At 47.3% G+C, this 22,556-nt stretch carries 24 protein-coding genes and 1 pseudogene; 2 read left to right on the plus strand and 23 right to left on the minus strand.

Translation table 11 applies throughout. The annotated features are described in order from the left end of the window. Nucleotides 1-46 precede the first annotated feature (46 nt). The 12 genes and pseudogenes from ligA to DEHRE_RS10435 form a co-directional block, all read right to left on the minus strand. Nucleotides 47-2,046, minus strand: a pseudogene (gene ligA, locus DEHRE_RS10380) (NAD-dependent DNA ligase LigA). A gap of 111 nt (nucleotides 2,047-2,157) precedes the next feature. Further along, nucleotides 2,158-4,431, minus strand: coding sequence for a DNA helicase PcrA (pcrA, locus tag DEHRE_RS10385; RefSeq protein WP_025206018.1), 2,274 nt, complete (start codon nucleotides 4,429-4,431; stop codon nucleotides 2,158-2,160). Nucleotides 4,432-4,581: 150 nt separating this feature from the next. Continuing rightward, nucleotides 4,582-4,899, minus strand: coding sequence for a MazG-like family protein (locus DEHRE_RS10390; protein WP_019226656.1), 318 nt, complete (start codon nucleotides 4,897-4,899; stop codon nucleotides 4,582-4,584). 52 nt (nucleotides 4,900-4,951) lie between these two features. Beyond that, nucleotides 4,952-5,632, minus strand: coding sequence for a bifunctional phosphoribosyl-AMP cyclohydrolase/phosphoribosyl-ATP diphosphatase HisIE (gene hisIE / locus DEHRE_RS10395; RefSeq protein WP_019226655.1), 681 nt, complete (start codon nucleotides 5,630-5,632; stop codon nucleotides 4,952-4,954). 113 nt (nucleotides 5,633-5,745) lie between these two features. Then, on the minus strand, nucleotides 5,746-6,504 hold the full coding sequence (gene hisF, locus DEHRE_RS10400) for an imidazole glycerol phosphate synthase subunit HisF (protein WP_019226654.1): 759 nt from the start codon (nucleotides 6,502-6,504) through the stop codon (nucleotides 5,746-5,748). 95 nt (nucleotides 6,505-6,599) lie between these two features. After that, nucleotides 6,600-7,328, minus strand: a complete 729-nt coding sequence (gene hisA / locus DEHRE_RS10405) for a 1-(5-phosphoribosyl)-5-[(5-phosphoribosylamino)methylideneamino]imidazole-4-carboxamide isomerase (RefSeq protein ID WP_019226653.1) — start codon at nucleotides 7,326-7,328, stop codon at nucleotides 6,600-6,602. Then, nucleotides 7,325-7,936 (minus strand): imidazole glycerol phosphate synthase subunit HisH, encoded by a 612-nt coding sequence (hisH, locus tag DEHRE_RS10410; protein WP_025206019.1) that lies wholly within the window; start codon nucleotides 7,934-7,936, stop codon nucleotides 7,325-7,327. Before hisH ends, hisA begins: the two co-directional genes overlap by 4 nt. A gap of 70 nt (nucleotides 7,937-8,006) precedes the next feature. Then, entirely contained in the window at nucleotides 8,007-8,591 is a 585-nt protein-coding gene (hisB, locus tag DEHRE_RS10415; RefSeq protein ID WP_019226651.1) for an imidazoleglycerol-phosphate dehydratase HisB, read from the minus strand. A gap of 70 nt (nucleotides 8,592-8,661) precedes the next feature. Further along, nucleotides 8,662-9,948, minus strand: coding sequence for a histidinol dehydrogenase (gene hisD, locus DEHRE_RS10420; RefSeq protein ID WP_019226650.1), 1,287 nt, complete (start codon nucleotides 9,946-9,948; stop codon nucleotides 8,662-8,664). Between the two features lie 33 nt (nucleotides 9,949-9,981). Continuing rightward, on the minus strand, nucleotides 9,982-10,644 hold the full coding sequence (hisG, locus tag DEHRE_RS10425) for an ATP phosphoribosyltransferase (protein ID WP_026071891.1): 663 nt from the start codon (nucleotides 10,642-10,644) through the stop codon (nucleotides 9,982-9,984). Nucleotides 10,645-10,766: 122 nt separating this feature from the next. After that, entirely contained in the window at nucleotides 10,767-11,927 is a 1,161-nt protein-coding gene (gene hisZ / locus DEHRE_RS10430) for an ATP phosphoribosyltransferase regulatory subunit (RefSeq protein WP_019226649.1), read from the minus strand. 29 nt (nucleotides 11,928-11,956) lie between these two features. Further along, the gene (locus DEHRE_RS10435; protein ID WP_019226648.1) at nucleotides 11,957-12,262 is read right to left on the minus strand and encodes a YerC/YecD family TrpR-related protein; all 306 of its coding nucleotides are present in this window, start codon (nucleotides 12,260-12,262) and stop codon (nucleotides 11,957-11,959) included. Nucleotides 12,263-12,494: 232 nt separating this feature from the next. Here DEHRE_RS10435 and hisC point away from each other — a divergent pair, with 232 nt between their 5' ends. Beyond that, nucleotides 12,495-13,553 carry a histidinol-phosphate transaminase gene (gene hisC / locus DEHRE_RS10440; protein WP_025206020.1) on the plus strand — a complete coding sequence of 353 codons (1,059 nt, stop codon included), beginning with the start codon at nucleotides 12,495-12,497 and terminating at the stop codon, nucleotides 13,551-13,553. A 19-nt stretch (nucleotides 13,554-13,572) separates the two neighbouring features. Here hisC and DEHRE_RS10445 read toward each other — a convergent pair whose 3' ends face one another. The 5 genes from DEHRE_RS10445 to DEHRE_RS10460 all read right to left on the minus strand — a co-directional run bounded on the left by DEHRE_RS10445 (nucleotide 13,573) and on the right by DEHRE_RS10460 (nucleotide 16,766). Beyond that, nucleotides 13,573-13,911, minus strand: coding sequence for an arsenate reductase family protein (locus tag DEHRE_RS10445; RefSeq protein ID WP_019226646.1), 339 nt, complete (start codon nucleotides 13,909-13,911; stop codon nucleotides 13,573-13,575). A gap of 205 nt (nucleotides 13,912-14,116) precedes the next feature. After that, complete coding sequence (locus DEHRE_RS15495; protein ID WP_019226644.1) at nucleotides 14,117-14,242, minus strand: hypothetical protein; 126 nt, start codon at nucleotides 14,240-14,242, stop codon at nucleotides 14,117-14,119. Nucleotides 14,243-14,597: 355 nt separating this feature from the next. Next, nucleotides 14,598-15,224 carry a hypothetical protein gene (locus DEHRE_RS10450; protein ID WP_019226642.1) on the minus strand — a complete coding sequence of 209 codons (627 nt, stop codon included), beginning with the start codon at nucleotides 15,222-15,224 and terminating at the stop codon, nucleotides 14,598-14,600. Nucleotides 15,225-15,234: 10 nt separating this feature from the next. Continuing rightward, nucleotides 15,235-16,236, minus strand: coding sequence for a flotillin-like protein FloA (floA, locus tag DEHRE_RS10455; protein ID WP_015043488.1), 1,002 nt, complete (start codon nucleotides 16,234-16,236; stop codon nucleotides 15,235-15,237). 14 nt (nucleotides 16,237-16,250) lie between these two features. Continuing rightward, nucleotides 16,251-16,766, minus strand: coding sequence for an NfeD family protein (locus tag DEHRE_RS10460; protein WP_242836946.1), 516 nt, complete (start codon nucleotides 16,764-16,766; stop codon nucleotides 16,251-16,253). 246 nt (nucleotides 16,767-17,012) lie between these two features. Between DEHRE_RS10460 and DEHRE_RS10465 the strand changes: the two genes are divergently transcribed. Next, nucleotides 17,013-17,294: a hypothetical protein gene (locus DEHRE_RS10465; protein WP_019226640.1), complete on the plus strand. Its 282-nt coding sequence runs from the start codon at nucleotides 17,013-17,015 to the stop codon at nucleotides 17,292-17,294. A 43-nt stretch (nucleotides 17,295-17,337) separates the two neighbouring features. Here DEHRE_RS10465 and DEHRE_RS10470 read toward each other — a convergent pair whose 3' ends face one another. The 6 genes from DEHRE_RS10470 to DEHRE_RS10495 form a co-directional block, all read right to left on the minus strand. After that, nucleotides 17,338-17,820, minus strand: coding sequence for a DsrE/DsrF/DrsH-like family protein (locus DEHRE_RS10470; RefSeq protein ID WP_019226639.1), 483 nt, complete (start codon nucleotides 17,818-17,820; stop codon nucleotides 17,338-17,340). Nucleotides 17,821-17,896: 76 nt separating this feature from the next. Continuing rightward, on the minus strand, nucleotides 17,897-19,231 hold the full coding sequence (locus DEHRE_RS10475; RefSeq protein WP_019226638.1) for an aminotransferase class V-fold PLP-dependent enzyme: 1,335 nt from the start codon (nucleotides 19,229-19,231) through the stop codon (nucleotides 17,897-17,899). Between the two features lie 59 nt (nucleotides 19,232-19,290). Then, a complete protein-coding gene (locus DEHRE_RS10480; RefSeq protein WP_019226637.1) occupies nucleotides 19,291-19,845 on the minus strand; it encodes a manganese catalase family protein in 555 nt (184 codons plus the stop codon). 43 nt (nucleotides 19,846-19,888) lie between these two features. Then, nucleotides 19,889-20,524, minus strand: coding sequence for a DUF3793 family protein (locus tag DEHRE_RS10485; protein ID WP_019226636.1), 636 nt, complete (start codon nucleotides 20,522-20,524; stop codon nucleotides 19,889-19,891). Nucleotides 20,525-20,688: 164 nt separating this feature from the next. Continuing rightward, the gene (locus DEHRE_RS10490) at nucleotides 20,689-21,084 is read right to left on the minus strand and encodes an ACT domain-containing protein (RefSeq protein WP_019226635.1); all 396 of its coding nucleotides are present in this window, start codon (nucleotides 21,082-21,084) and stop codon (nucleotides 20,689-20,691) included. 37 nt (nucleotides 21,085-21,121) lie between these two features. After that, entirely contained in the window at nucleotides 21,122-22,387 is a 1,266-nt protein-coding gene (locus DEHRE_RS10495; protein ID WP_019226634.1) for a phenylacetate--CoA ligase family protein, read from the minus strand. Nucleotides 22,388-22,556 lie beyond the last annotated feature (169 nt).

Genomic DNA, 22,556 nt, shown 5'->3' on the forward strand with positions numbered 1-22,556 from the left:
TTATATTTGCATGTTTACGGAACGTAAGCAAACCGCTCTTCGGCACTTATGCTTCGGTATTAATCAGCGCCTTAAATTCATCTTCGGTATAGACCGGGATTCCGAGTTCCCTGGCTTTATTATACTTTGAACCGGGGTTCTCACCGACGAGAACCAGGGATGTTTTTTGCTTACACTTGACGAGGCCTTACCGCCGAGCTGTTCAATCAGGTCCTCGATTTCGCGCCTTTCCCACGATCGAAGTGCACCAGTCACCACAATGCTCTTCCCTGTAAGGACCTGGGAAACAGACGTATTCGCTGCGGTCATGGTGACACCGGCCACCTTCAGCCTGTTCAGAAATTCGCGGTTCGCAGGGGCACTGAAGAAACTCACAATACTTTTGGCCATGATGCCGCCAATATCGCCGATTTCCCGGAGTTCTTCCTCGGTCGCATTTTCCAGAGCTTCCATGCTTCGGTACCTTGCGGCCAGGATCTTGCCGACTTTGACCCCGACATGCCGGATGCCCATCGCAAAAATCAGTGAAGCCAGGCCGCGCTCTGTGCTTTTTCCGATCGAAGCAAGCAGGTTGCGGGCTGATTTATCAGCCATCCGGTCTAATTGAACAAGGTCTTCGTACTGAAGATAATATAAATCGGAGGCGTCTTTGACAAGCCCGGCATCCAGCAGCTGGCTGACCACAGCGGGCCCGAGACCTTCAATATTCATCGCATCCCTGGACACAAAATGGATCAGGGCTTCTCTCTGGCGTGACGGGCAGGAGATATTCTGGCAACGATGGGCGGCCTCTCCTTCCAGCCTGTAAACTGGACTGCCGCAGGACGGGCAATTGGCAGGCATTTCAAACACAATTTCCTGACCGGTGCGTTTCCCAGGTAGCGATTTGATGATTTCAGGAATCACATCTCCAGCCTTATGAATTAATACATAATCGCCGATCCGGATGTCCTTGTCCCGGATATTGTCCAGATTATGCAGCGTGGCCCTTCCTACGGTAGAACCGGCTACAAATACATCCTTAAGAACCGCAGTCGGGGTAAGCACTCCCGTCCGGCCCACATTGATCTCAACATCCTTCACCTGGGTCTCAACCTGTTCGGCCGGGAATTTATAAGCAGTCGCCCAGCGCGGGCTTTTGGCCGTATAGCCGAGCTCAAGCTGCTGAGAAAAGCTGTTCACCTTGATGACCAGGCCATCGATCTCATAAGGAAAACCGTGCCGTTCGTCCGTCATCCGACTGCAGTACGCAATCACTTGCTCCATGGTTGAAAACAGCTGATAGTTTGGATTGACATTAAATCCAAACCTGCTCAAGGCTTCCAGCACTCCGATCTGGGTACTGATCCCCATCTGTTCGGCCTGAATCAGCTGATACGCAAAATATCCTAGTTTCCGCTGCGCCGTAATCCTGGAATCCTGCTGACGCAGGGAACCGGCTGCCGCATTTCTCGGGTTCGCAAACAGGGAAAGTCCCTCTTCTTCCCGCTCCGTATTCAGCTGGAGGAAGGACTCCTTCGGCATATATCCTTCGCCACGGACATCCACAGAACTTTTGAATTTCCCGCCATCTGCGTTGTACAGCCGAAGTGGCACGGCTCTAATGGTCCGGACATTTGCTGTGATCTCTTCCCCGACTTCACCGTCACCGCGGGTTGCCCCCCGCTGCAAAATACCTTCCTGGTAAGTTAAGGCTACTGTCAGCCCGTCGATCTTCAATTCTACGACATATTCCGCATCGGGTGCCACACTGCGCACCCGACGGTCAAAGTCCATCAATTCCTCAGCATTGAAAGCATTATCGAGACTCAGCATCGGTTCCGGGTGCCGGACCTTTGGAAATTGGGATGCGATAAAACCCCCGACCCGTTGGGAAGGAGAATCAAGTGTGACCCAGTCCGGGTGTTGATATTCGATCTCGATGAGCTCCCTTAAGTAAAGGTCATATTCGGCATCTGTAAGAATGGGGTCATCCAAGCCGTAATAATGATAATTGGCCTTTTCGATCATATTCTTGAGTTCGACCAAACGGTTATTTTGATCCATACCGGAACCCCTTACCTTATCTCATATTTTTGCTGCGAAGGCTTGTTTGCCGTTTCGCCAAAAGATTAACTAAAATTACCCAAATTATCGATTTAGCATTAGAATAACCTGTTAGATCTTTGAAAGTCGGGCATACTCGGCAATCAGTTTCTTAACTTCACCGCTGAAAACAACCGTGATCTCGGCACTGTTCCCTTCACCTTTTACGGACATTACAATGCCGTGGCCGAATTTGGGATGCCCGACTTTGTCACCGACCAGAAAGCTCCCGGGATCGGAGCTGACAACAGACGCTCCACTGTCCTTCCAGCTTTTACGTCCGGCAAAGGAATTGCCTGAAGTGGAAGCAGCAGCATCACCGGCATATTTCCTGGCTTGGGAAGAAAGCCCGAATCCCCTGCCAAGAATTTCCCGACGGGAGGTCTCCTCTGTCAGAAGCTCCTCGGGTATTTCTTTTAGGAATAGCGAAGGCACACTACTCTGGATATGGCCAAAGACCATCCTTTGTTCCGTCGTGCTCAGGAAAAGCTTTTCTCTGGCCCGGGTGATCGTAACGTAGCATAGCCGGCGTTCTTCCTCGAGCAGAACCTGTTCCAAAAGGCTCCTGCCACTCGGGAAGATCCCGTCTTCCATTCCAACTGCAAACACAACTGGGAATTCCAATCCTTTGGCGCTGTGCATGGTCATTAGCTTTACGGCGTCTTCCGCTTCATCAAAACTGTCAATTTCTGCGACCAGAGAAACCTGTTCGAGGAATCCTCCCAGAATAAGCATATTCTGGTCAGTCTCCAGATCAGGATCCTCAAGGTAGTCCTGAATGTTGTTGTCGTACTCGGCTGTTACGGAAAGGAATTCATTAAGGTTTTCTATCCGGGATTCAGCCTCCACCGTATTTTCCGCTCGGAGAGATGCCATGTATCCCGTATCCCTTATGATCTTCTCCGTCAACTCGGTCAGCGGCACACCCTTTTGAGCTTCTTGACGGAATCCAAGCATCAGTTCATGGAAATTCGTCAGTGTGCCAACGCCTTTAGTCTGGAGACCTGGAATATATGCCACTTCAGCCAGCGCATCCAGAATCGGCATACCCTGTTCCTCAGCGTACTCCAGTATTTTATCCAGGCTGACTTTTCCAATACCTCTTTTGGGCACATTAATGACCCTGGCGAAGCTGACGCGATCGGCCGGATTGTTCAGCAGCCGCAAATAGGCCAGAATATCCTTGATTTCGAGGCGTTCGTAGAACTTAACCCCGGAATATATTTTGTAGGGTATGCTTTCTTTCATGAAGTGTTCTTCCAGCACCCGGGACTGGGCATTTGTGCGGTACAGGATCGCAAAATCGTTATACCGTCTGCCTTCTGTATCAGCCAGATCACGAATTTTCCCAGTCACAAAGCGGGCTTCGTCATGCTCATCTGTCGCTTTAAAGAGAACTATTTCCTCTCCTTCCGTATTTTCTGTCCAGAGAGATTTCCCTTTGCGATTATAATTATTGCTGACGACTTCGTTGGCCGCCCGCAGAATCTTTTGCGTCGAACGATAATTCTGCTCCAGCTTCAACACTTTGGCTTCCGGATAGTCTCTTTCAAAATCCAGGATATTCTGGATATCAGCACCTCTCCAGCCGTAAACGGACTGGTCGTCGTCCCCGACGACGCAAAGGTTGCAATAGCGTGCAGCAAGCTGCTTGATCAGGATATACTGAGCATGATTGGTATCCTGATACTCATCGACGAGGATGTAACGGAATTTTTCCTGATAGTAGCTTAAGACATCCGGGTTTTCCCTGAATATTTTCACTGTCAGCATGATGATATCATCGAAATCTAAGGCATTATTGCCGGAGAGCTTTCTCTGGTACAAACGGTAGGCCGCAGCCGCTTTTTCGGTAAAGAAATCTCTGGCCTCTGCAGCAAAAGCATCCGGCCCTAAAAGCTTATTCTTGGCATCGCTGATCGTTGCTAAAACAGCCCGCGGCGCAAATTTTTTATCATCGAGATTCAGTTCCTTCAGACACTCTTTAAGCACAGTCAGCTGATCCCCGGCATCATAGATCACAAAGCTCCGGGAATATCCCGGCAGGGCATTGATTTCCCGCCTTAAGATCCGCACGCAGGTAGAATGAAAGGTCGCTACCCAGAGCCCCTCACCCTCACTGCCTACCAGCGCAAGAACGCGGTCTCTCATCTCTTTGGCAGCCTTATTCGTAAACGTAATCGCCAGGATGTTCCAGGGATTAACGCCTTTAGCCACCAGATGCGCGATCCTATAAGTCAATACTCTTGTCTTGCCTGAACCGGCTCCGGCTAAAATAAGAAGAGGACCGTCTCCACTTTCAACTGCTTCCCGTTGGACAGGGTTCAGGTCCTTAAGATAATACATTGATAAGATCACCTTTCTTGTCATTTCCAAATTAAAATCTCCGAATATACTCGTTTATGACCGATACAAAACATTATCCTCATTTTACCACATAAAAAGCAAAAAGGGAACAGGTGTTCGAGAAGAAATAATTAGATCAATAGCAAGAGGTTAATCGCAATATCCTTTATCTTTCAGTTTGCTGAGATGTGATGTCAGAACCTCATTGAGATCAATACCGTAATGCTCTTCCAGAACGAACATCATGGTTACCGCAGTCTGGGCAACATCCATCAGCTCCTTGGCGACCATCTGCATCGCCTCTGCCTCTTCCACCCGCAGCGCTTCTCCGTTTAAGCCCCGGAATTTGCCGATCGCCTGGGCCAGCTCCCCAGATTCTTCCATGATTTTTAACGCGGTGCTTTCGAGGGAAGGATTCAATCTGTTCAACCGCGGCAATGTGATGGTCTTCGTTACTTTTTCGTTCATGCTCTTTCTCCCTTTACAGGCATTACGACATCTTCACTTTGAACAAATATATTTATTTTCTTCTTGCATTGAGTTCTTCGGCAATCTCCGTTAAAGGAACGTTCCTGTCTTCCAGCAGGACCAGCAGGTGATACAGCAGATCGGAAGCTTCATAGCGGATCTCACTCAGCGAATCGTTTTTGGCGGCAATAATGACTTCCGCACATTCCTCACCGACTTTTTTTAGGATCTTGTCGATCCCTTTGGTAAAGAGATAGGTCGTATAGGCACCTTCCGGCCTCTCGATATTTCTCTGCTTGATAACTTCGGCGAGCATTTCCAAAGTCCTGCCCAGAGAGACAGGAGGTTTGGTATCCGGTTCGCCGCTGCACGTTTCAGAGCCCGGCAGGTAGTGAAAACAGGAGTAATAGTTTTCATGGCAGGCCATTCCACTTTGTTTCACCTTCAGAAGAATCGTATCCCGGTCACAGTCAAACCGGATATCGACGACTTCCTGGTAATGACCTGATGTTTCTCCCTTGACCCACAGCTGGCTTCTGCTGCGGCTGAAATAACACGCCTTGCCTTCAGTCAGAGTTTTTTTCAATGCTTCCTGATTCATGTAGGCGAGCATCAGCACTTCTCCGCTTTCGGCATCCTGGGCAATGGCCGGAACAAGACCTTTTTCATCCCACTTCACAGCCTGTACGGCTTTAGAGATATCGATGCTCCCTGACTCAAATCTACTGTTCATCTCGGTTGACTCCTAACTTTTCTCAATCATTATTTTCCGGGGATCTAATTACTAAGATGTTTCTTCAATATCCAAATTTGCTTATCTTTTCTGTGATTATCAATTTCTGAAGATTATCTTCGAATCGGTATGCCTTTTCCGGCCAGATAATCTTTCGTCTCTTTGATGCTGTATTCCCTGTAATGGAAAATGGACGCAGCGAGTACTGCATCTGCTTCCCCCTCCGTCAGACCTTCAGCCATATGTTCGAGTGTTCCGACCCCGCCGCTCGCGATTAAAGGAATAGATACCGCTCTGCCCACGGTCCGGTTCAGTTCGTTGTCATAGCCCTCTTTGGTTCCGTCACGGTCCATCGAAGTCAGCAGAATTTCACCCGCCCCAAGTTCTTCAACTTTACCGGCCCATTCCAGAACATCGATCCCGGTCGGTTTACGGCCTCCGTGCGTATACACTTCCCAACGTCCCTCTCCAACTTTGCGGGCATCGATTGCGACAACAATGCACTGGCTGCCGAAGGCGAGGGCTCCTTGTTCGATTAACTCCGGATTTTGAACTGCAGCCGTATTTAAGGAGACTTTATCTGCTCCGGCCCGCAGCATTCTCCGGATATCCTCAATGGTTCTTAAGCCCCCACCAATGGTAAACGGAATAAACACTTCCTCAGCAGTTCTTCGGACGACATCGACCATCGTTTCCCGTCCTTCGGCAGAAGCCGAAATATCCAGGAAGACAAGCTCATCGGCACCTTCACGGTCATACAGTGAGGCAAGTTCCACAGGGTCGCCCGCATCCCGCAGATGAATAAAATTAGTCCCTTTAACTACCCGGCCATCGTGAACATCGAGGCAGGGTATGATTCGTTTGGCAAGCATTAAATTTGCTCCTTTTGCTTGGGTTAGTCACCGTAATGGATGGCCTGGTGACTTAATCAGCAGGTGTATAAGTAATGTAAATTAGGAATTATATTCTAACAGATAACCTGCAGGGCCTCTTCCAGGGTGAATGCGCCGGAATAGATCGCTTTGCCGACAATTGCGCCTTCAATCGCTATTCCATGGTCAGCCTCCGCTTTCAGTTTTTTCAGGTCATCCAGCGCGGAAATGCCGCCGGAAGCAATCACTTTCAGGCCAGTTGTCTCAGCCATACTGACGGTGCTGGCAATATTCGGGCCACCAAGCATCCCGTCCCGGGAGATGTCGGTAAAGACAATCCGGGACACGCCGACTTGCTTCATCGCTTTGCCGAGATCCTCCGCTTTGAGATCGGTGCTTTCCGCCCATCCCTGAACCGCCACCATGCCGTCTTTGGCATCGATGCCGACAATAATCTGATCGCCATACCTACGGACAGCCTCCATCACAAGCTCCGGGTCCCTTACCGCGGCCGTCCCGAGTATGATCCGAGCTACGCCTAATTCCAGCAGTTCTTCGACTCTGGCCAGCGTCCGGATACCGCCGCCCACCTGAATTTTTAACGAAACATTCTTGACAATATCCCGAATAGCTTCATCGTTCACGGGTTTTCCGGAAAACGCCCCGTTCAGGTCGACGATATGCAGAACCTTTGATCCTCTGTCCTTAAAATCAGCCGCCACCTCGGCAGGATTGTCGGAATATACGGTTGCATCCTCCATTCTTCCCTGCAGGAGACGGACAACTTTGCCGTCTTTTAAATCGATTGCCGGATATATGATCATTGATTTTTCACCCATTTCCCAAAATTATCGAGCATGACCAGACCCCAGGGGCTGGACTTCTCTGGGTGGAATTGCGCACCCCAGACATTGTCTTTACCGACCAGCGCAGGGAACTCCAGCCCATAATCGCTGGTCCCGGCAATACAATCCCGATCAGCTGGCTGAGCGAAATAAGAGTGGACAAAATAAAAATAAGAATGGTTCGGAATATTATCACAGATCCTGTTCGGTCTGACAACATTCAGCGTATTCCAGCCCATATGCGGTATCTTCAAACCCGGCGGGAATTTGACCACCCGGCCTTTGAGAAAACCAAGACCGGCATGTTCTCCATGTTCCTCGCCAATCTCAAAAAGCAGCTGCATACCGAGGCAGATGCCCAGAAAAGGTTTGCCGCTTTGTACATACTGTTTTAAAGGGTCAAGCCAGCCGCCTTTCGCCAGCGCATCCATAGCATCCGCGAAAGCGCCGACTCCAGGCAGAATAACTCCGGCCGTATCGGTTAGCTTTTCCGGAGACTCCATGATCTTCGCTGAAAACCCAAGTTTTTCAAACGCCTTTTCCACACTTCGCAGATTTCCGCGTCCATAGTCTACTATGCCTATCATTCTAATGATGTCCTCCAGTAATTACATGCTGTTTTGCCAGCTAGTACCTTGTCAACCTAAAAGCTCTATCCTATAAGCTCCCCTTGGTGGAGGGTACGCCGTCAACATGACTGTTTTTCCTCACAGCAAGTCCGAAGGCCCTGCCCGTGGCTTTAAATAAGGCTTCCAGAATGTGATGCCTGTTTTTCCCATCCAGCATGCAAATATGCAGCGTGATGCCGGCATTCGTCGCCAATGCCCGGAAAAATTCTTCCGCCATCTCTACCGGAAAATCACCGACCATCCCTTCCGGGCAATCAACTTTCCAGACCAAAAATCCCCGGTTGGAGATATCTGCGGCAACCTGAACCAGGGCTTCATCCATCGGAAACAGGCAATCCCCGACTCTCTCAATTCCGGACTTGTCCCCCAGCGCTTCTTTCAACGCCTGTCCAAGGACGATCCCACAGTCTTCCACCAAATGATGCTGGTCAACTTTCAGGTCTCCTCCGGCTTTAATTTCCAGATCAAAATGGGCAAACCGGCAAAAGGCATCAAGCATGTGGTCAAAAAAACCGATTCCGGTATCTACGTTTACTCTCCCGCTGCCGTCAATCGCCAGCGTCAGTGAAATCTCCGTCTCCAGGGTTGTTCTGTTTAGATTGGCACTCCTCACACTATAGGCCCCCTTACTAACCTTATCCTTCTATTATACATGAAGATACTGTTCTTCCGCCATCACGATTTCAACGCCACTTCTGTCTGACCTCTATGGCTCTGGCATGCGCCTCCAAGCCTTCTTTGCGGGCAAGATACGCAATCTGGGCGGCATCCCTTTGCAGTGCTTCTTCGGAATAATTAATCACACTGATCCTTTTGACAAAGGTGTCGACGCTAAGGACAGAATAAAAGCGTGCGGTCCCTCCTGTCGGCAAGATATGGTTCGGTCCCGCAAAATAGTCGCCGACCGGTTCCGGCGTATATCTTCCCAGGAATACCGCTCCGGCATTTTTTACCTTGCCCAGCCAAGCAAACGGATCCTGCACAACAAGCTCAAAGTGTTCAGGGGCAATGCGGTTCACAAGGTTGATCCCTTCTTCAAGATCTTCAACCAGGATTGCAGCCCCGTAAGTATCCCAGGAAGCCCTGGCAATTTCAGCCCGTGGAAGCGCTTCAAGCTGGCGTTCCACCTCAATCACGGTCTTTTCCAACAAATCGGAGTACGGCGAAATCAGAATTGCTGAGGCAAGCCTGTCGTGTTCCGCCTGCGAAAGCAGGTCTGCCGCCAGTTCCTCCGGGGCAGCGCTTTCATCCGCAAGAATAAGGATCTCGCTCGGTCCGGCCAACATATCAATGTCCACGGTTCCATAGACCATTTTCTTAGCAAGGGTCACAAAGATATTGCCCGGCCCTGTAATCTTATCCACCGGTGCAATCGTCGCTGTGCCAAAAGCAAGAGCAGCGACCGCCTGCGCACCTCCGACCTTATAGATCTCTTTGACACCGCACTCTGCGGCAGCGACCAGCACCTCCGGCAAAAGACTTCCGTCTTTCAGGGGCGGAGAAACCATGACGATCTCCTCGACTCCGGCTACAGCTGCCGGAAGCGCATTCATCAGAACAGAAGATGGATAAGCCGCTGTTCCTCCCGGAACATAGATCCCAACCCGCTGCAGAGGACGAATGATCTGACCGAGGATACTGCCGTCTTCAGCAATATCAAACCAGGAAACCCTTTTTTGCTTTTCGTGGTAGGTTCTGACGTTGTTCATCGCCTGGCTAATTGCTTCCAGATACACATCATCTACTTTTTTATAAGCTTCCCAGATCTCCTGATCGGTGACCCGCAATCCCGAGCCCTTCAGGTCAACCCCGTCAAACGCGGCAGTCAGGTCATATAGGGCTTCATCCCCCTGCTCACGAATCTTTTGCAGAATTCCTGCAACTTTTTCTTCGAGGTTGTGGTTATCGCCGTAGGATTTATTAATAAGCTTCTTCAGGTCAATATCCTGAATTTTTTGCACAGTCTTCATCGTCTTAAGCCTCCTTTGGCAATGTCAGTCGTACTACTGGACAAGGACTCTGATTTTTTCTGCAAGTCCCTGAATGCGTTCATATTTTACACGGTAGGACACACGGTTGGCAATCATTCTGCTCGTAGCTTCGAGGATCTGGGCAACCTCCGCCAGTTTATTCTCCCTTAAGGTCTTGCCGGTTGAGACAATATCCACAATCATTTCAGCCAGACCCACGCGGGGAGCAAGTTCAATATTGCCATGCAGCTTGATTGGTGTGACCTGCATGCCGTGCTCATTGAAAAACAGCTGGGCGACTCTCGGGAACTTGGTTGCCGCTCTCTTATGATTCAGCACGCTCAGGTCATATAGGCCATCCGGCAGCTTCTGCGGCAGGTTCTCCTCCGGCATCGCCACGACAAAGCGGCAGTACCCGAATTTTAAGTCGACCAGTTCGGCGACATCTTTGTTTTGTTCAATTACAGTATCCTTGCCAACAAAACCGATATCCGCAGCTCCCTGCTCCACATAGGTCGGGATATCCGTCGGGCGGCAAATGATGATTCTCGCCTCTGATCCCGGAAGATCAAACAACAGTTTACGGGAATCATTTTCTACTGATCTGCAGTCCAGCCCCGCTTCCGTCAGAAGCGCCACTGAATCCGTCAGTAATTTTCCTTTTGGCAGCGCTATGGTTAAATAATTCTTCGGCACAATGCAAAGCCCCTTCCAAAGATTCATGATTAGACCAATGGCCTGTAAATTAATTGCTAACGATGTTAAATGAAAATCGTGTAAGTTAGAAACTATTTGACCTGCCCCATTAGGCAGGACACTTATTTATTGCTTTCAATCTTCTCCAGCAGCGCAATTCCGCGGCTGGAAGCCATGTTTCTGGCATCGGTGTCCTCCAGGAATCCGAGGGCCATCTCAACTTTTTTGCCGCTCTTTCTGAGCTCCCGGCAGCGTTTGATCACAGCTCCGGGGGATTGTCCGTAAACCAGAACATCGGCCATATCCAATTCAAAATCTGCAGCCTTCTCAAGTATAAAGCCAAGATTAACCGCAAAGCCTGTTGCGCCGTGGTTCATTCCAAAATCTGCATAGAGACCATCGTAACGTCCTCCTTCAATCAGCGGAACGCCGATCCCCGGAAGATAGCCTTCAAAAATTGCGCCGGTATAATACGAGAACCCTCTTAAAATCCCAAGGTCCAGGGATACGTAGTCCTGAACTCCGAATTCCTTTAAATACAAATAGATGGTCCGTAAAGATTCAACAGCTTTTCTTATCGGTTTGATATGCGTCCAGTTCTGGAGCTTATCCAGGACTTCTTCTTTGCCGGTCAGATAAGGCAGGGAAAGAAGAAGTTCCTTTGCCGACTCAGGCAAATCGTTGGAAGAAATGATTTTTTCAAGTTTGACCATGTCCTTGCGGGCTATACCGTCTTCCAACTCCTCCCTGACTTTGGTTTCAAACTTCATTTCTTCGGCAAGCCCCGAGAAAATCCCGTTATGCCCGAGGTTCAGCTGAAAATTTTTGATTTCAAGCGTCTTCATGATTTCTATGGCCAGCGCAATGACTTCAGCGTCTGCAATGTCATTATCCGAGCCGATCAGTTCAACACCCACCTGTCTGAACTCCCGGTAACGGGCGGAATCATTCCTGTAAACATCACCGCTGTAACAGAACCGCAAAGGAAATTGTCCGCCTTTCTGCCTTGTGGCAACCATCCTGGCAATCGGAGTCGTAAATTCCGGTCTTAACGCGAGAATATGACCGTTCTTGTCAAAGAATTTATATAGATGGTCATCCTTGTCTGCGTCAGGCTCCACACAAGCCCGGTATTCGAGCCCGGGAGTCGCAACTTTTTGATAGGACCAATTTTTACACACACTGATTGCTTTTCCTTCCAGTTCCTCCAGCTGTGCTAATTCAGCCGGCAGAAGATCGATCATCCCCTCCGGAATTTTAAGCCCCAATGATGAACGTTCCATAATTATTGCACCTCTTTTTCTGAAAGTTCTTATTCTTTGTGGTCTTTCTCCATCCGCTCGAGAACCATCTTGTACCCGTCGGCACCATAGTTTAAACAACGTTTGACCCTGCTGATGGTGGCAGAGCTTGCTCCGGTCATTTCAGCAATCCTGGAATAGGTCACATCTTCCTCCAGCATGCGGGCGACTTCCAGCCGCTGCGCGAGGGCCTTGATCTCCGCTACCGTAGCCAGATCCTCAAAGAAGCTGTAACATTCCTCTTTCGTTTTGAGCTTAAGGATCGCTTCAAAAAGAGAATCGGTCAGGGTATCCCTGATCCTTTCGTCACTTAACATGATTACTTACCTCCGGGGTTATCTCTTTTACACTTTAGTTTATTAAAGTATTTGCCCGGTGTCAAGTACAATATGAATAAATATCTTTAAATCGTGATTCCGTTTAAAAAGATTAATTAGAATTGGCTTGCAGGCCCGATATACTCAGGATATAATCTACTCAACGTCTTATTTTTTACCCAGAAACGAAAAAAATCGGTGGTTTATTTTACTGAAAAGAGTGAGTGAGCAAATGAGCAAATACTGGAGCAAAATTGCGGCTGGTCAGAGACCGTACGTACCGGGAGAACAGCCGAAAGACAGAAAATATATCAAGCTGAATACGAACGAATGCCCCTATCCGCCTTCGCCCTTAGTCCTCGAAGCAATCAAAGAAGCTGCGAATGAAAAACTGAAGTTATACCCCGATCCGAGCGGAGAGGACTTGCGCCAGACCGTAGCCGAATATTACGGCCTGAAGAAGGAGTGGGTATTTGTCGGAAACGGCTCCGATGAAATCCTGGCCTTTGCGTTTATGGCTTTTTTTGACCCGGGCAGCACGATCCTTTTCCCGGATGTTACCTATAGTTTCTACCCGGTCTATGCCAACCTGTTTCAACTGGACTACCGGCTGGTTCCGCTGCGGGAAGAATTTTCTTTATACCCGCCTGATTTCTACGATTCCGAGGGCGGCGTCATTTTTCCAAACCCCAATGCCCCTACCGGCAACTATGTAACGATGGAAATGATAGAAAAAATCCTTATCCGCAATCCAGATAAGGTGGTCATCGTTGATGAAGCTTATATCGATTTTGGCGGTGAAACTGCCATTCCGCTTATTGCGAAGTATCCGAATCTGCTGGTGATCCAGACCCTGTCCAAGTCCCGGTCTCTGGCAGGCTTAAGGGTAGGCTTTGCTTTAGGTCAGGATGGGCTGATGGAAGGCTTGAACCGGATCAAAAATTCCTTTAATTCTTATACGTTGGACCGCCTATCCATGGCCGGAGCAATCGCAGCCATAAGAGATGAGTCCTACTTTCAGGCCACGAGACAGAAAGTGATGCAAACCAGGGAAAGAATTGTTCCGATACTCAGGCAAATGGGCTGGCAAGTGATTCCTTCACAGGCGAATTTCATTTTCATATCCCACCCCGTGTTCAAAGCCGAAGGGGTCTTTACCGAACTCCGACAGCAGGGCATTCTGGTTAGGTACTTCCGCCAGCCCAAGATTGACAATTACCTGCGTGTCAGTATCGGCAGTGACGAGGAGATGGACAGCCTGCTCCAAGCACTTACTGAGATTAACCCATAACATTTGTTATGGCTCGGTACTAATCCCATGATTCCCAAACTTCAGAAGCATACCCTACTGTGGCCTGTCTGCCATTGCGTACGATCGGCGTCCGGTAGAGACTTGGATTGTTCAGCAGCAGCTCTTCCCTGACATTGGAACTGCTGATTTTGTTGAGGTTTAACCGGGAATAGTCTTTGCTTCCGGTATTAAACAGGTTGTTCAGACCAATCGCTGCTTTGATGCTCTGCAGTTCCCCTTTGCTTAATCCCTTTTGCTCCAGATCAATCAGCTGATATTGAATGCGGCGTTCTTTAAACCAGCGCTCCGCTTTTTTTGTATCAAAACACTTTTTAATCCCAAATATCTGTATGTTCATGAACTCTCCTTAACCTCCAGATCAGGCTTCAACCCGGTCTCTTCCGTTCTTTTTGGCTAAATAAAGCTTGTTGTCCATTTTTTGTATCAAAAATAAAGAATAACACGTAAAAACGAAGATGTCCAAATTTCTTGGACATCCCCGACTAAGCAAGCAATTTGCATCTATTTTTGGTTTTACCATCCAGCAGATTCAGCCGTAAGAATTAGAATATTACGCCAAGGGCAATTAAAATCAAAATTGCAATCGCAATAATTGCTACCCCATAATTGGGTACAGCCACTGGTCTGGCAACCGGCATGCTGCAGCAACAACCACCTTGTCTATACATTCTTTGGGCCTCCTTTCCGGGACACTTGTATTATTTCGTTATCCTAGAATACGATTCCCATTGCAATCAACAATAAAATGATTACAACAACAATAGCGATCCCACAAAGACATCCGCCGCCCATGCCTCCGCCATAAGCGCCTACAGCACCTTCAACTGCCATTTTTTTGCACCTCCTGCTATTCTATATTCGCTCTATTCTATTCATATTCCCATAATATGGTACTCTATTTTGCTCAAGAGGCAAAAATAAACCCTCCCGAGCAGTTTACTGCCAATAGGAGGGTATATTTTTAATTTCTTCATTACATTATAAAAATTTAAATTGTTATTTATTTTAAAATTTTTATCTTGTTTATCTTCGCGGAAATGCTCTCCTGGCCCTCGGTTCCTTTAGAACCTCAGCCCAGATCACGCCACGCATCACTTCCGAGGATGACAAACCGAAACCGAAGGCTTGTCTTTTTTGAGAAATTTGATCTCTCGGTATGATCTGCCTGTTGGTATAATCACTGCCTTCGGCTCCCCATGTTCCTTCCTGGTCTGCGGTTCCTTCATCGCCGCCGAGGCCTTCAATGCCCTGGGTGCCCTCGTTGGAAATATACCGATCATAGTCCGATCGTCCTTCTTCTCTCCATTTGTTTTCTGTTTTTTGGACGGTTTCAGCTTTCCGCGGAACTGAAGAAGCAGAAGTCGGAGGGGCAGCAGCCTTTTTCTTGACGGTTGATCCGTACGGTCCAGCCTGCAGCTCTCTCTCAGCCTTTTCCACAGATTCCCTAAGCTGTCTTTCCAGATCTTCGAAGAAATTTCCTTTTTTCTTTCTTTCCATCCGGGAAATGTCCCTGTCCATCTCGGTTGTCAGAGGTTCGGACAACGGCCTGTTGTCCTCCGGCCTAACAGGCCTGCGTTGCGGAGGCTTGTCTTTATTGGCAAAGAAGCTGTAAATTACAACCGCAATAATGATAAATGTTATGATATCCACTGAACATCACCTACTTCTTGGGTATCGTCGTTTCCGGTTCATCTCCTTTGGCTGTGACAGCGATATTATCCCGCATGCGGGTATCTGCAATCACGTTTTGCAGATTGTAATAATCCATAACGCCAAGGCGTCCCTCTTTTAAAGCTGATGCCAGTGCCAGTGGCACCTCCGCTTCCGCATCCACGACTTTTGCTCTCATTTCCTGAACGGACGCTTTCATTTCCTGTTCCCTGGCTACCGCCATCGCTCTGCGTTCCTCCGCTTTGGCTTGGGCAATCCTCTTGTCCGCTTCAGCCTGATCTGTTTGCAGCTGCGCTCCAATGTTTTTGCCGACATCGACATCGGCAATATCAATGGAGAGGATTTCAAAAGCTGTTCCGGAGTCCAACCCTTTATTCAAAACAGCCTGGGATATCATGTCCGGATTTTCGAGAACATTGGCATGGGAAGAGGAACTGCCGATACTTGTTACTATGCCCTCTCCGACGCGTGCAATAATCGTTTCTTCACCAGCTCCGCCAACCAGACGGTCAATGTTTGCCCGAACTGTGACTCTTGCTATGACTCTTAATTCAATCCCATTTTGTGCAACAGCAGAGACAGTGGGTGTTTGGATAACTTTCGGATTAACGGACATTTGCACCGCTTGCATAATATCACGTCCTGCCAAATCAATGGCTGCGGCTCTTTCAAATTTAAGCGGTATGGCCGCTCTTTCCGCAGCAATTAATGCGTTAACAACCTTGTCAACATTTCCTCCGGCAAGGTAATGGGCCTCAAGCTGTGCCGGGGTAAGTCCCAGACCAGCTTTATGTGCTTTAATCAATGGGTTCACAATCCTGATCGGTGCAACTCGCCTAAGTCTCATTCCGATCAGTGTGAATATGCCGATATTAACACCAGCTGCCAAAGCCGAAATCCAGAGACCGACCGGAATAAACGTAAACAGAACCATTAGAATAATCAGAACCAGCATAATCAGTATCACCGTTGTAACAAGTGCCGTTGTCATATGTTTATAACCTCCTATTCATTTTCTTCCCTACTCACAATGATTCTTGTGCCCTCAACCGCGATGACCTTTATCGCAGAATCTTTTGGGATGAAACTTCCATCTGTGACGACATCGACCCGTTCTCCTTCAATCTGCGCTGTGCCTGCCGGACGGAGCAGGGTCAGGGCTTTTCCTGTTTTCCCGAGATAGTGTTTATAATCTGTTTTGGGTGCTACGAAGCCTTCTTCGGTTCTCTGCTTTTCCCCCAAAGTTACCTTACGCCAGAGTTTTTTCAGCCGACCCGTTTTATACCCAATATAGATCAGCAGCCCTGCCATAATAAGTATGATCAGAAGATACACGACGCCCTCGGCGAACGAATCAGCCACTAAAAATACTCCACCGATCATCATCAAAAGCCCGATGATCCCTGAGACGCCAAAGCCTGGAATAATGAATATTTCCAGAATAACCAGAATGATTCCTACAATAATCAGGGAAAGAGAAATCCCGACAAAAACATCCAAATTCACATCCCCTTTCTTCACTTATTTTAGCATAATTTTACTTTTTGGGCTATTCCTTCTTCGTACTGTCACGTTAGATTCATGACTTCATTTGTAAAGACAATCGTTCTTCTAAACCTTACAATATCCGGCAATGATTAAATTCACCTTAGAGCTTATCCGATAACCTAAGATTCATTCTGCATATTAATGATCTGCATTAATCATTTGTCTGCATTAATCATATCTTAAGCTTACTGCTTATAATAATAGTCAGAGGTGATATAAATGCCTGATTTATTAAAATATCTTCTATATTCCATTTTTGCTTTAGGAATGATTTTCCTGGCAGTAATAGTTTCTTGGGTCTTTTTGCTTCTCCTGGGCATCGGGATTTCCACCCGCGTCATCTATCAGAAATTTTTCAGCAAGAAGAAAAAGACCATACTCGGGGCGAATGCCTTTCGCCAAGGGACGCGGAATAAAACTGCCAATGGCAGTCAGCGGGAATATATGACTGTGATTGATGCGGATAATACAGAGAACGAATATCGGATACCGAAGATATAACAACTTTAAGGAAACAGTGTAAAGGAAGAAGCCGATTAGCAGTTTAGATAAAAAGCTCTATGTCCGCTTCCAGGGCATCCTGCAGATAATCTTTCGCTGTCATGATTTTGACATCCGGAATCATTTCTTCAAGTGTAAAACCCATGATCTCAAGGGAAAGCTTGCATATGTAAAAGCTTACCCCCTTTTTTTGCGCTCCTTTCAGAAAAGCGGAAAGATTTGGTGCGTCCTGGTCTTCCATCATTTGTTTCAGCATGGCTTTTCCAATGCCAGCCATATTCATCCGAGAAAGCGGCAGGTCTTCCGGACCTTTCGGTGCCGTCATTCCTAACATTTTTTCATAAACTGTTTTGTCTTCCAAAGACATCTTCTCCGGATCGCGTATCAGGCACAGACCCCAAAAAGCGAAAAAGATACTGACTTTCATGTTGAGCTCGCGGGCCGAATTAGCCAGAATCAAGGCAGCCATCGCCTTGTCATAATCCCCGCTGAACAAAATCAGGCTGAGTTTCTTCTCTTTTTCCATGATAAGCACCACCATTTCTTAGATGTATGTTTTTATTGTCGGTAATGGTTCTTATCTTTATGCAGGCTTGACTGTCTTAGCTGTACATTTTCAAATATCGTCTTCTGTCTTTGGCAATTTCCTGCAATGCTTCCAGCAGCCTGCCAACTTCGTGAGGTTCATTGTATAAACCAAAACTGACTCTGACCATCCCGGGTCTATTTTCCGGAAGATGATCTGCAACTGCGCTTAAGATGGCTGGTTCGACTTTCATCAGCTTTTGGACGTAAGGATGTGCGCAGAAACACCCGCTCCTGACAGAAATTCCGGCTTCTCCGGCTAGTATATCCGCCAGTTTCTCATGATAAATGCCCTTCATATTAAAGGGGACAATCCCGACCCGTTCCTGACTTTGATCTTCTGCACAATATATGTCGATACAGTCTATTTTCTTTAATCCCTGAATCAGTTGAGATGTCAGGGTTTTTTCATGCTTGTACACATTTCGCATCCCGATTGCGCTCAGGGTTTTTATACTTGCGGCCAAGGCCAGCACGCCCATTAAGTTGGGCGTTCCGGCCTCATCTTTGGAAGGAGGATCATTCCAGATTACAAAATCACGGGTTACAGCTTTGACTGTTCCTCCGCCCTGATAATCGGGGCTTCCCTTCAGGAAAAAGTCTTTGGGGCCAATCAGAACGCCGGTCCCAAAAGGCGCATACATCTTATGTGCGGAGAAAACAAGAAAATCGATATGTTTGCTGGAAGCGGAGGGCTTCGTATCAAACGGCTGATGAGGAAGCAGCTGTGATCCGTCAACCATGACCTTTGCACCATATTTATGAGCCCATTCAGCAATTCGATGTACGGGATTGACATAACCTGTTACATTTGAAGCTCCGGCTACAGTTACCAGCTTGACCCGGCCTTTATATTTTTCCAGCTTTTCAATAAAATCGTTAAAGATTAGCCTTCCACATTCATCCACCTCAATATAATCGACCTCATACTTTTCCCGCCAGGGCAGGTCATTGGAATGATGCTCCATGGAAGTTGAAAGGATAACACTTTTTATGTATGGATCCACGTCCTGTGACAGCCTGAAGGCCACTTTATTGATAGCCTCTGTGGCATTCTTAACAAAGATCACCACATCCCTTTTGTGGTCTGCACCCACAAAATCCATCACTGTTTTCCTGGCACTTTCATATTTTTCCGAAGACAATTTGGACTTGTAGCCGGACCCCCTGTGAATTGACGAATAATACGGTGCAAAACTGCTGATTTCCTGGAGCACTGAAACAAAAGGCGGCGTCGTTGCTGCATTATCAAAATTGATTCCCCTGCAGTTTTTACCGTTTTTGAGCTCAACCTCCGCATCAATTCCGACAACCAGTTTACCATAATTCATTTTGGTAATAGCAATACTCATTTTCCTCTCCCCTATAACATAATAATCCCCTCATAGTTTATTGACCAAGGGAAAATTTGTTACTTCATTACGCGCAAACTCATTTTATATTCATGAATCAGCGTCGAGAACTGCTCATTATTGGCTTCCTGAGCCACTAGAACACCGCTTTTTCTTAGTAATCTTTGATGAACTTCTTCCCGGTTGACTAAGAATTGGAGCACTTTCTTTAGCGAAGTGTCCTCAGTCAGTGTGAGATGCCGCAGGTACAGTCTCTTCGCCCTGATTTCCGCTTCTTCATCGATTTTGAGCATCTCATTAATATCCGTACTTTTCTCAACATATTCCATATTCCAGGACTCCTGCCCGGAATTGGCAAGCGGCAAATCAGCAAGGCCAAGCTTTCTGACTACAGCTGCAATGATCTCCATATGCGCAAGCTCTTCCGAAGCAATCATACCCAAAAGATCACGAATATATGGATTGATCACATGCAGGCGCTGATACATATGACGTGTAAAAGCAGTAAATTCCCCGTCTTTCCCGCCGATATGTTCCAATAAGGTCCAGGCCAGCTTCTCATTTTTCTGCTCAACATAAACCGGATATAGTAAACGTTTCTGGTAACTAAACATCCCAATTCCTCCTGACGGCCATGGCAAATCATTCTTTAGCTTATTATATTGAAGATCCTTTCAACCGGTTCCGACCCATGCATTTTAAAAAGCCCTCACTTTTGTTCCCGTCGAGCATGTATCGGATGTATGCATATCTGGCCTCGTTGTATTCCTGAAATATTCTCCTGGCTTTCTCAGGAGCATGGTAGACCTTCCAGTAACCGGTCAGCAGAGGTTTTTTATCGGGGAAATAGATAAAATCTGCCACATCGTCCAGTGGGAAGCCCAGAAATAGTCCGATTTCGTGAGGGAAAGGCCCAATGATCCATTTTTGTTTTAAAGTCCGGATTGCCGTATCCTGATCCGTCTCCCCACAATAATCCAGTGATCTTAAGAAATGCTGGTTCTCAGGGATTTGAAGTATTGAAGATAATCTGTCTGCTGCATAAAATAATACGCTGACAGAAGCTTTATTCCTGACAATTTCCTGAACCATCACATAGGGGTAAAGCCTATCTTTGATTTGATCCCAGGCCTCCAGCGCATCTTTTTTGATGGCAGTGGTAAATGTAAGCAGCTCAGCCGGCTTGGATGCGATAAGCAGCGGTGCAAGATGATAGGTGATATTATCGAGCAGATATTGCCGAGTCTCCTGTTTTTTTCTTTGGCTGGTGTAAGTCGCAATGAAGTCCTGCATATCATCCTCCAAAAACAAATTTTCAATGGTACTAAATTTATTTTCCTAAATGCCAGAACGGATTATACAAAAAACCTGTTTCCTTATTTTTGTAAGGAAACAGGTTTTTTTCATATTGTTATTATATTTTCATACTGTGTTTGATCGCTTACTTTCTTCTTTCTTCATTTGAGCGCGAGTTTGTCCATCGCGGCCTGCATGATTTCAGCATCTCTGACTCTTAGAACGACCTGGGCCTGCTCGTTTTCCTTTTCCACAAAACCATACATATATTCAACGTTCACACCCTCGGCAACAAGCTTGTTCAGTTGTCCAGCCAGACCTCCCGGACTGTCGGGAACTTTTAGCACCCAGACCCGGGTGATCTTGACGACACAATTGCGCTCCCGGAGTTTCTCCGCAACTTCTTCCGGGTTCTCCACGATAATCCTGAGTACACCGTAATCTTTGGTGTCAGCAAGGGACAGCGCGCGGATATTGACTTGAAGGTCAGCTAAAGTATTCAGTGCGTCTGCCAGACGGCCCTGGGCATTTTCCAGAAAAATTGACAGTTGTAACATATGTTTTTCCCCCTTTATTTTTTTCATTTAGGAGAATTTAGCTTAATTGTTTTTCCTTGCGTTTATCAATTACACGCTTCGCTTTTCCTTCGCTGCGCGGGATACTCTTCGGCTCGACAAGACGCACCCTGGCCGCAATATTAAGGATCTCATGTATTTTAGTTTGAAGCCTTTGCTGGAGCTCTTCGAGTTCCCGGATCTCATCGTTGAAGCTTGCCGCATTCACCTCAATCTGCACTTCGAGGGTATCGAGATTACCCTCACGGTCCACAACAATCAGATAATGCGGTTCGATTCCGCCTACCGACAGGATCGCTTCTTCAATCTGGCTTGGGAAGACGTTGACACCGCGAATAATCAGCATATCATCGACTCTGGCCGACACTCTCTTCATCGTCCAGCCGGTGTGGCCGCAGGTACAGCTTCCATAGGTGATGCTGGTAATATCTTTCGTTCTATAGCGAAGTCCGGGGAAACCCATTTTGTTAAAGCTGGTAAGAACAAGTTCTCCTGTTTCTCCTTCTGGCAGAACATTTCCGTCTTTATCGAGAATTTCAGGGTAGAAGTTCTCATCGATATGCAGCCCTTCGCCCTTCAGGCACTCCAAAGAAACGCCGGGTCCCATCGTTTCACTCAATCCATAGATATCGAGCGCCCGAATACCAAGTCTGGCTTCAATCTCTGTCCTCATCTGTTCTGTCCAGGGCTCAGCGCCAAATATCCCGACCCTCAGCTTCAGGTCTTCTTTGGTCATACCCTCTTCCCCCAGACTGTCTGCCAGATAAAGTGCGTACGACGGAGTACAGCAAAGAACCGTACTTCCAAAGTCACGCATCAGCATCAGCTGACGCTGGGTGTTGCCGCCGGAGATCGGAATGACTAAAGCCCCAAGTTCTTCACATCCGTAATGCAGTCCCATACCGCCGGTAAACAAGCCATAGCCATAAGCGACCTGTACAACGTCGTTGGACGTAATGCCAGCCCTTCTGAGACCGTTGGCCACAATTTTGGCCCATAACTGAATATCTTCACGGGTATACCCTACAACGGTCGGTTTTCCCGTTGTCCCTGAGGAAGCATGGATTCTGACCATCTTTTCCAATGGCTCGGCAAATAATCCGAAAGGATAATTCTGGCGTAACGCTTCTTTATCCGTCAATGGTATCTTCCGAAAATCCTCCAGGGATTTGACATCACCGGGATAATAGATACCCACCTCAGCCAGTTTTTTCTTGTAGTAGGGAGCTTTTAAGACCTGTTCAACGGTCTTTCTTAAATGAAGTAACAACTCATTCTGAGTCATCCTACCATCCTCCTGCCTCAAACTTATTTTGAACGCTAACTGTTAACAATAGGTATATTATATATCAAGATAATCCATATTTGAATCTGTATTTTGAAATAGCGCTTTAATAAAAAATTGTACCTCAATTGACTTTGTAAATGCAACCTATACATTACTGGGTGATTGC

This window comes from Dehalobacter restrictus DSM 9455, assembly GCF_000512895.1.
Lineage (GTDB): Bacteria > Bacillota > Desulfitobacteriia > Desulfitobacteriales > Syntrophobotulaceae > Dehalobacter > Dehalobacter restrictus.

Coding starts and splice junctions, on each gene's coding strand:
- hisC (WP_025206020.1), top strand. CDS start 12,495: ATGAGCAAATACTGGAGCAAAATTGCGGCTGGTCAGAGACCGTACGTA.
- floA (WP_015043488.1), bottom strand. CDS start 16,236: ATGACAACGGCACTTGTTACAACGGTGATACTGATTATGCTGGTTCTG.
- pcrA (WP_025206018.1), bottom strand. CDS start 4,431: ATGTATTATCTTAAGGACCTGAACCCTGTCCAACGGGAAGCAGTTGAA.
- DEHRE_RS10445 (WP_019226646.1), bottom strand. CDS start 13,911: ATGAACATACAGATATTTGGGATTAAAAAGTGTTTTGATACAAAAAAA.
- DEHRE_RS10480 (WP_019226637.1), bottom strand. CDS start 19,845: ATGTTTAGTTACCAGAAACGTTTACTATATCCGGTTTATGTTGAGCAG.
- DEHRE_RS10485 (WP_019226636.1), bottom strand. CDS start 20,524: ATGCAGGACTTCATTGCGACTTACACCAGCCAAAGAAAAAAACAGGAG.
- DEHRE_RS10470 (WP_019226639.1), bottom strand. CDS start 17,820: ATGGAAAAAGAGAAGAAACTCAGCCTGATTTTGTTCAGCGGGGATTAT.
- DEHRE_RS10435 (WP_019226648.1), bottom strand. CDS start 12,262: ATGTTAAGTGACGAAAGGATCAGGGATACCCTGACCGATTCTCTTTTT.
- hisH (WP_025206019.1), bottom strand. CDS start 7,936: ATGATAGGCATAGTAGACTATGGACGCGGAAATCTGCGAAGTGTGGAA.
- DEHRE_RS10465 (WP_019226640.1), top strand. CDS start 17,013: ATGCCTGATTTATTAAAATATCTTCTATATTCCATTTTTGCTTTAGGA.
- hisIE (WP_019226655.1), bottom strand. CDS start 5,632: ATGAACAGTAGATTTGAGTCAGGGAGCATCGATATCTCTAAAGCCGTA.
- DEHRE_RS10495 (WP_019226634.1), bottom strand. CDS start 22,387: ATGACTCAGAATGAGTTGTTACTTCATTTAAGAAAGACCGTTGAACAG.
- DEHRE_RS10390 (WP_019226656.1), bottom strand. CDS start 4,899: ATGAACGAAAAAGTAACGAAGACCATCACATTGCCGCGGTTGAACAGA.
- DEHRE_RS10490 (WP_019226635.1), bottom strand. CDS start 21,084: ATGTTACAACTGTCAATTTTTCTGGAAAATGCCCAGGGCCGTCTGGCA.
- hisF (WP_019226654.1), bottom strand. CDS start 6,504: ATGCTTGCCAAACGAATCATACCCTGCCTCGATGTTCACGATGGCCGG.
- hisA (WP_019226653.1), bottom strand. CDS start 7,328: ATGATCATATATCCGGCAATCGATTTAAAAGACGGCAAAGTTGTCCGT.
- DEHRE_RS10475 (WP_019226638.1), bottom strand. CDS start 19,231: ATGAGTATTGCTATTACCAAAATGAATTATGGTAAACTGGTTGTCGGA.
- DEHRE_RS15495 (WP_019226644.1), bottom strand. CDS start 14,242: ATGTATAGACAAGGTGGTTGTTGCTGCAGCATGCCGGTTGCCAGACCA.
- hisZ (WP_019226649.1), bottom strand. CDS start 11,927: ATGGAACGTTCATCATTGGGGCTTAAAATTCCGGAGGGGATGATCGAT.
- hisD (WP_019226650.1), bottom strand. CDS start 9,948: ATGAAGACTGTGCAAAAAATTCAGGATATTGACCTGAAGAAGCTTATT.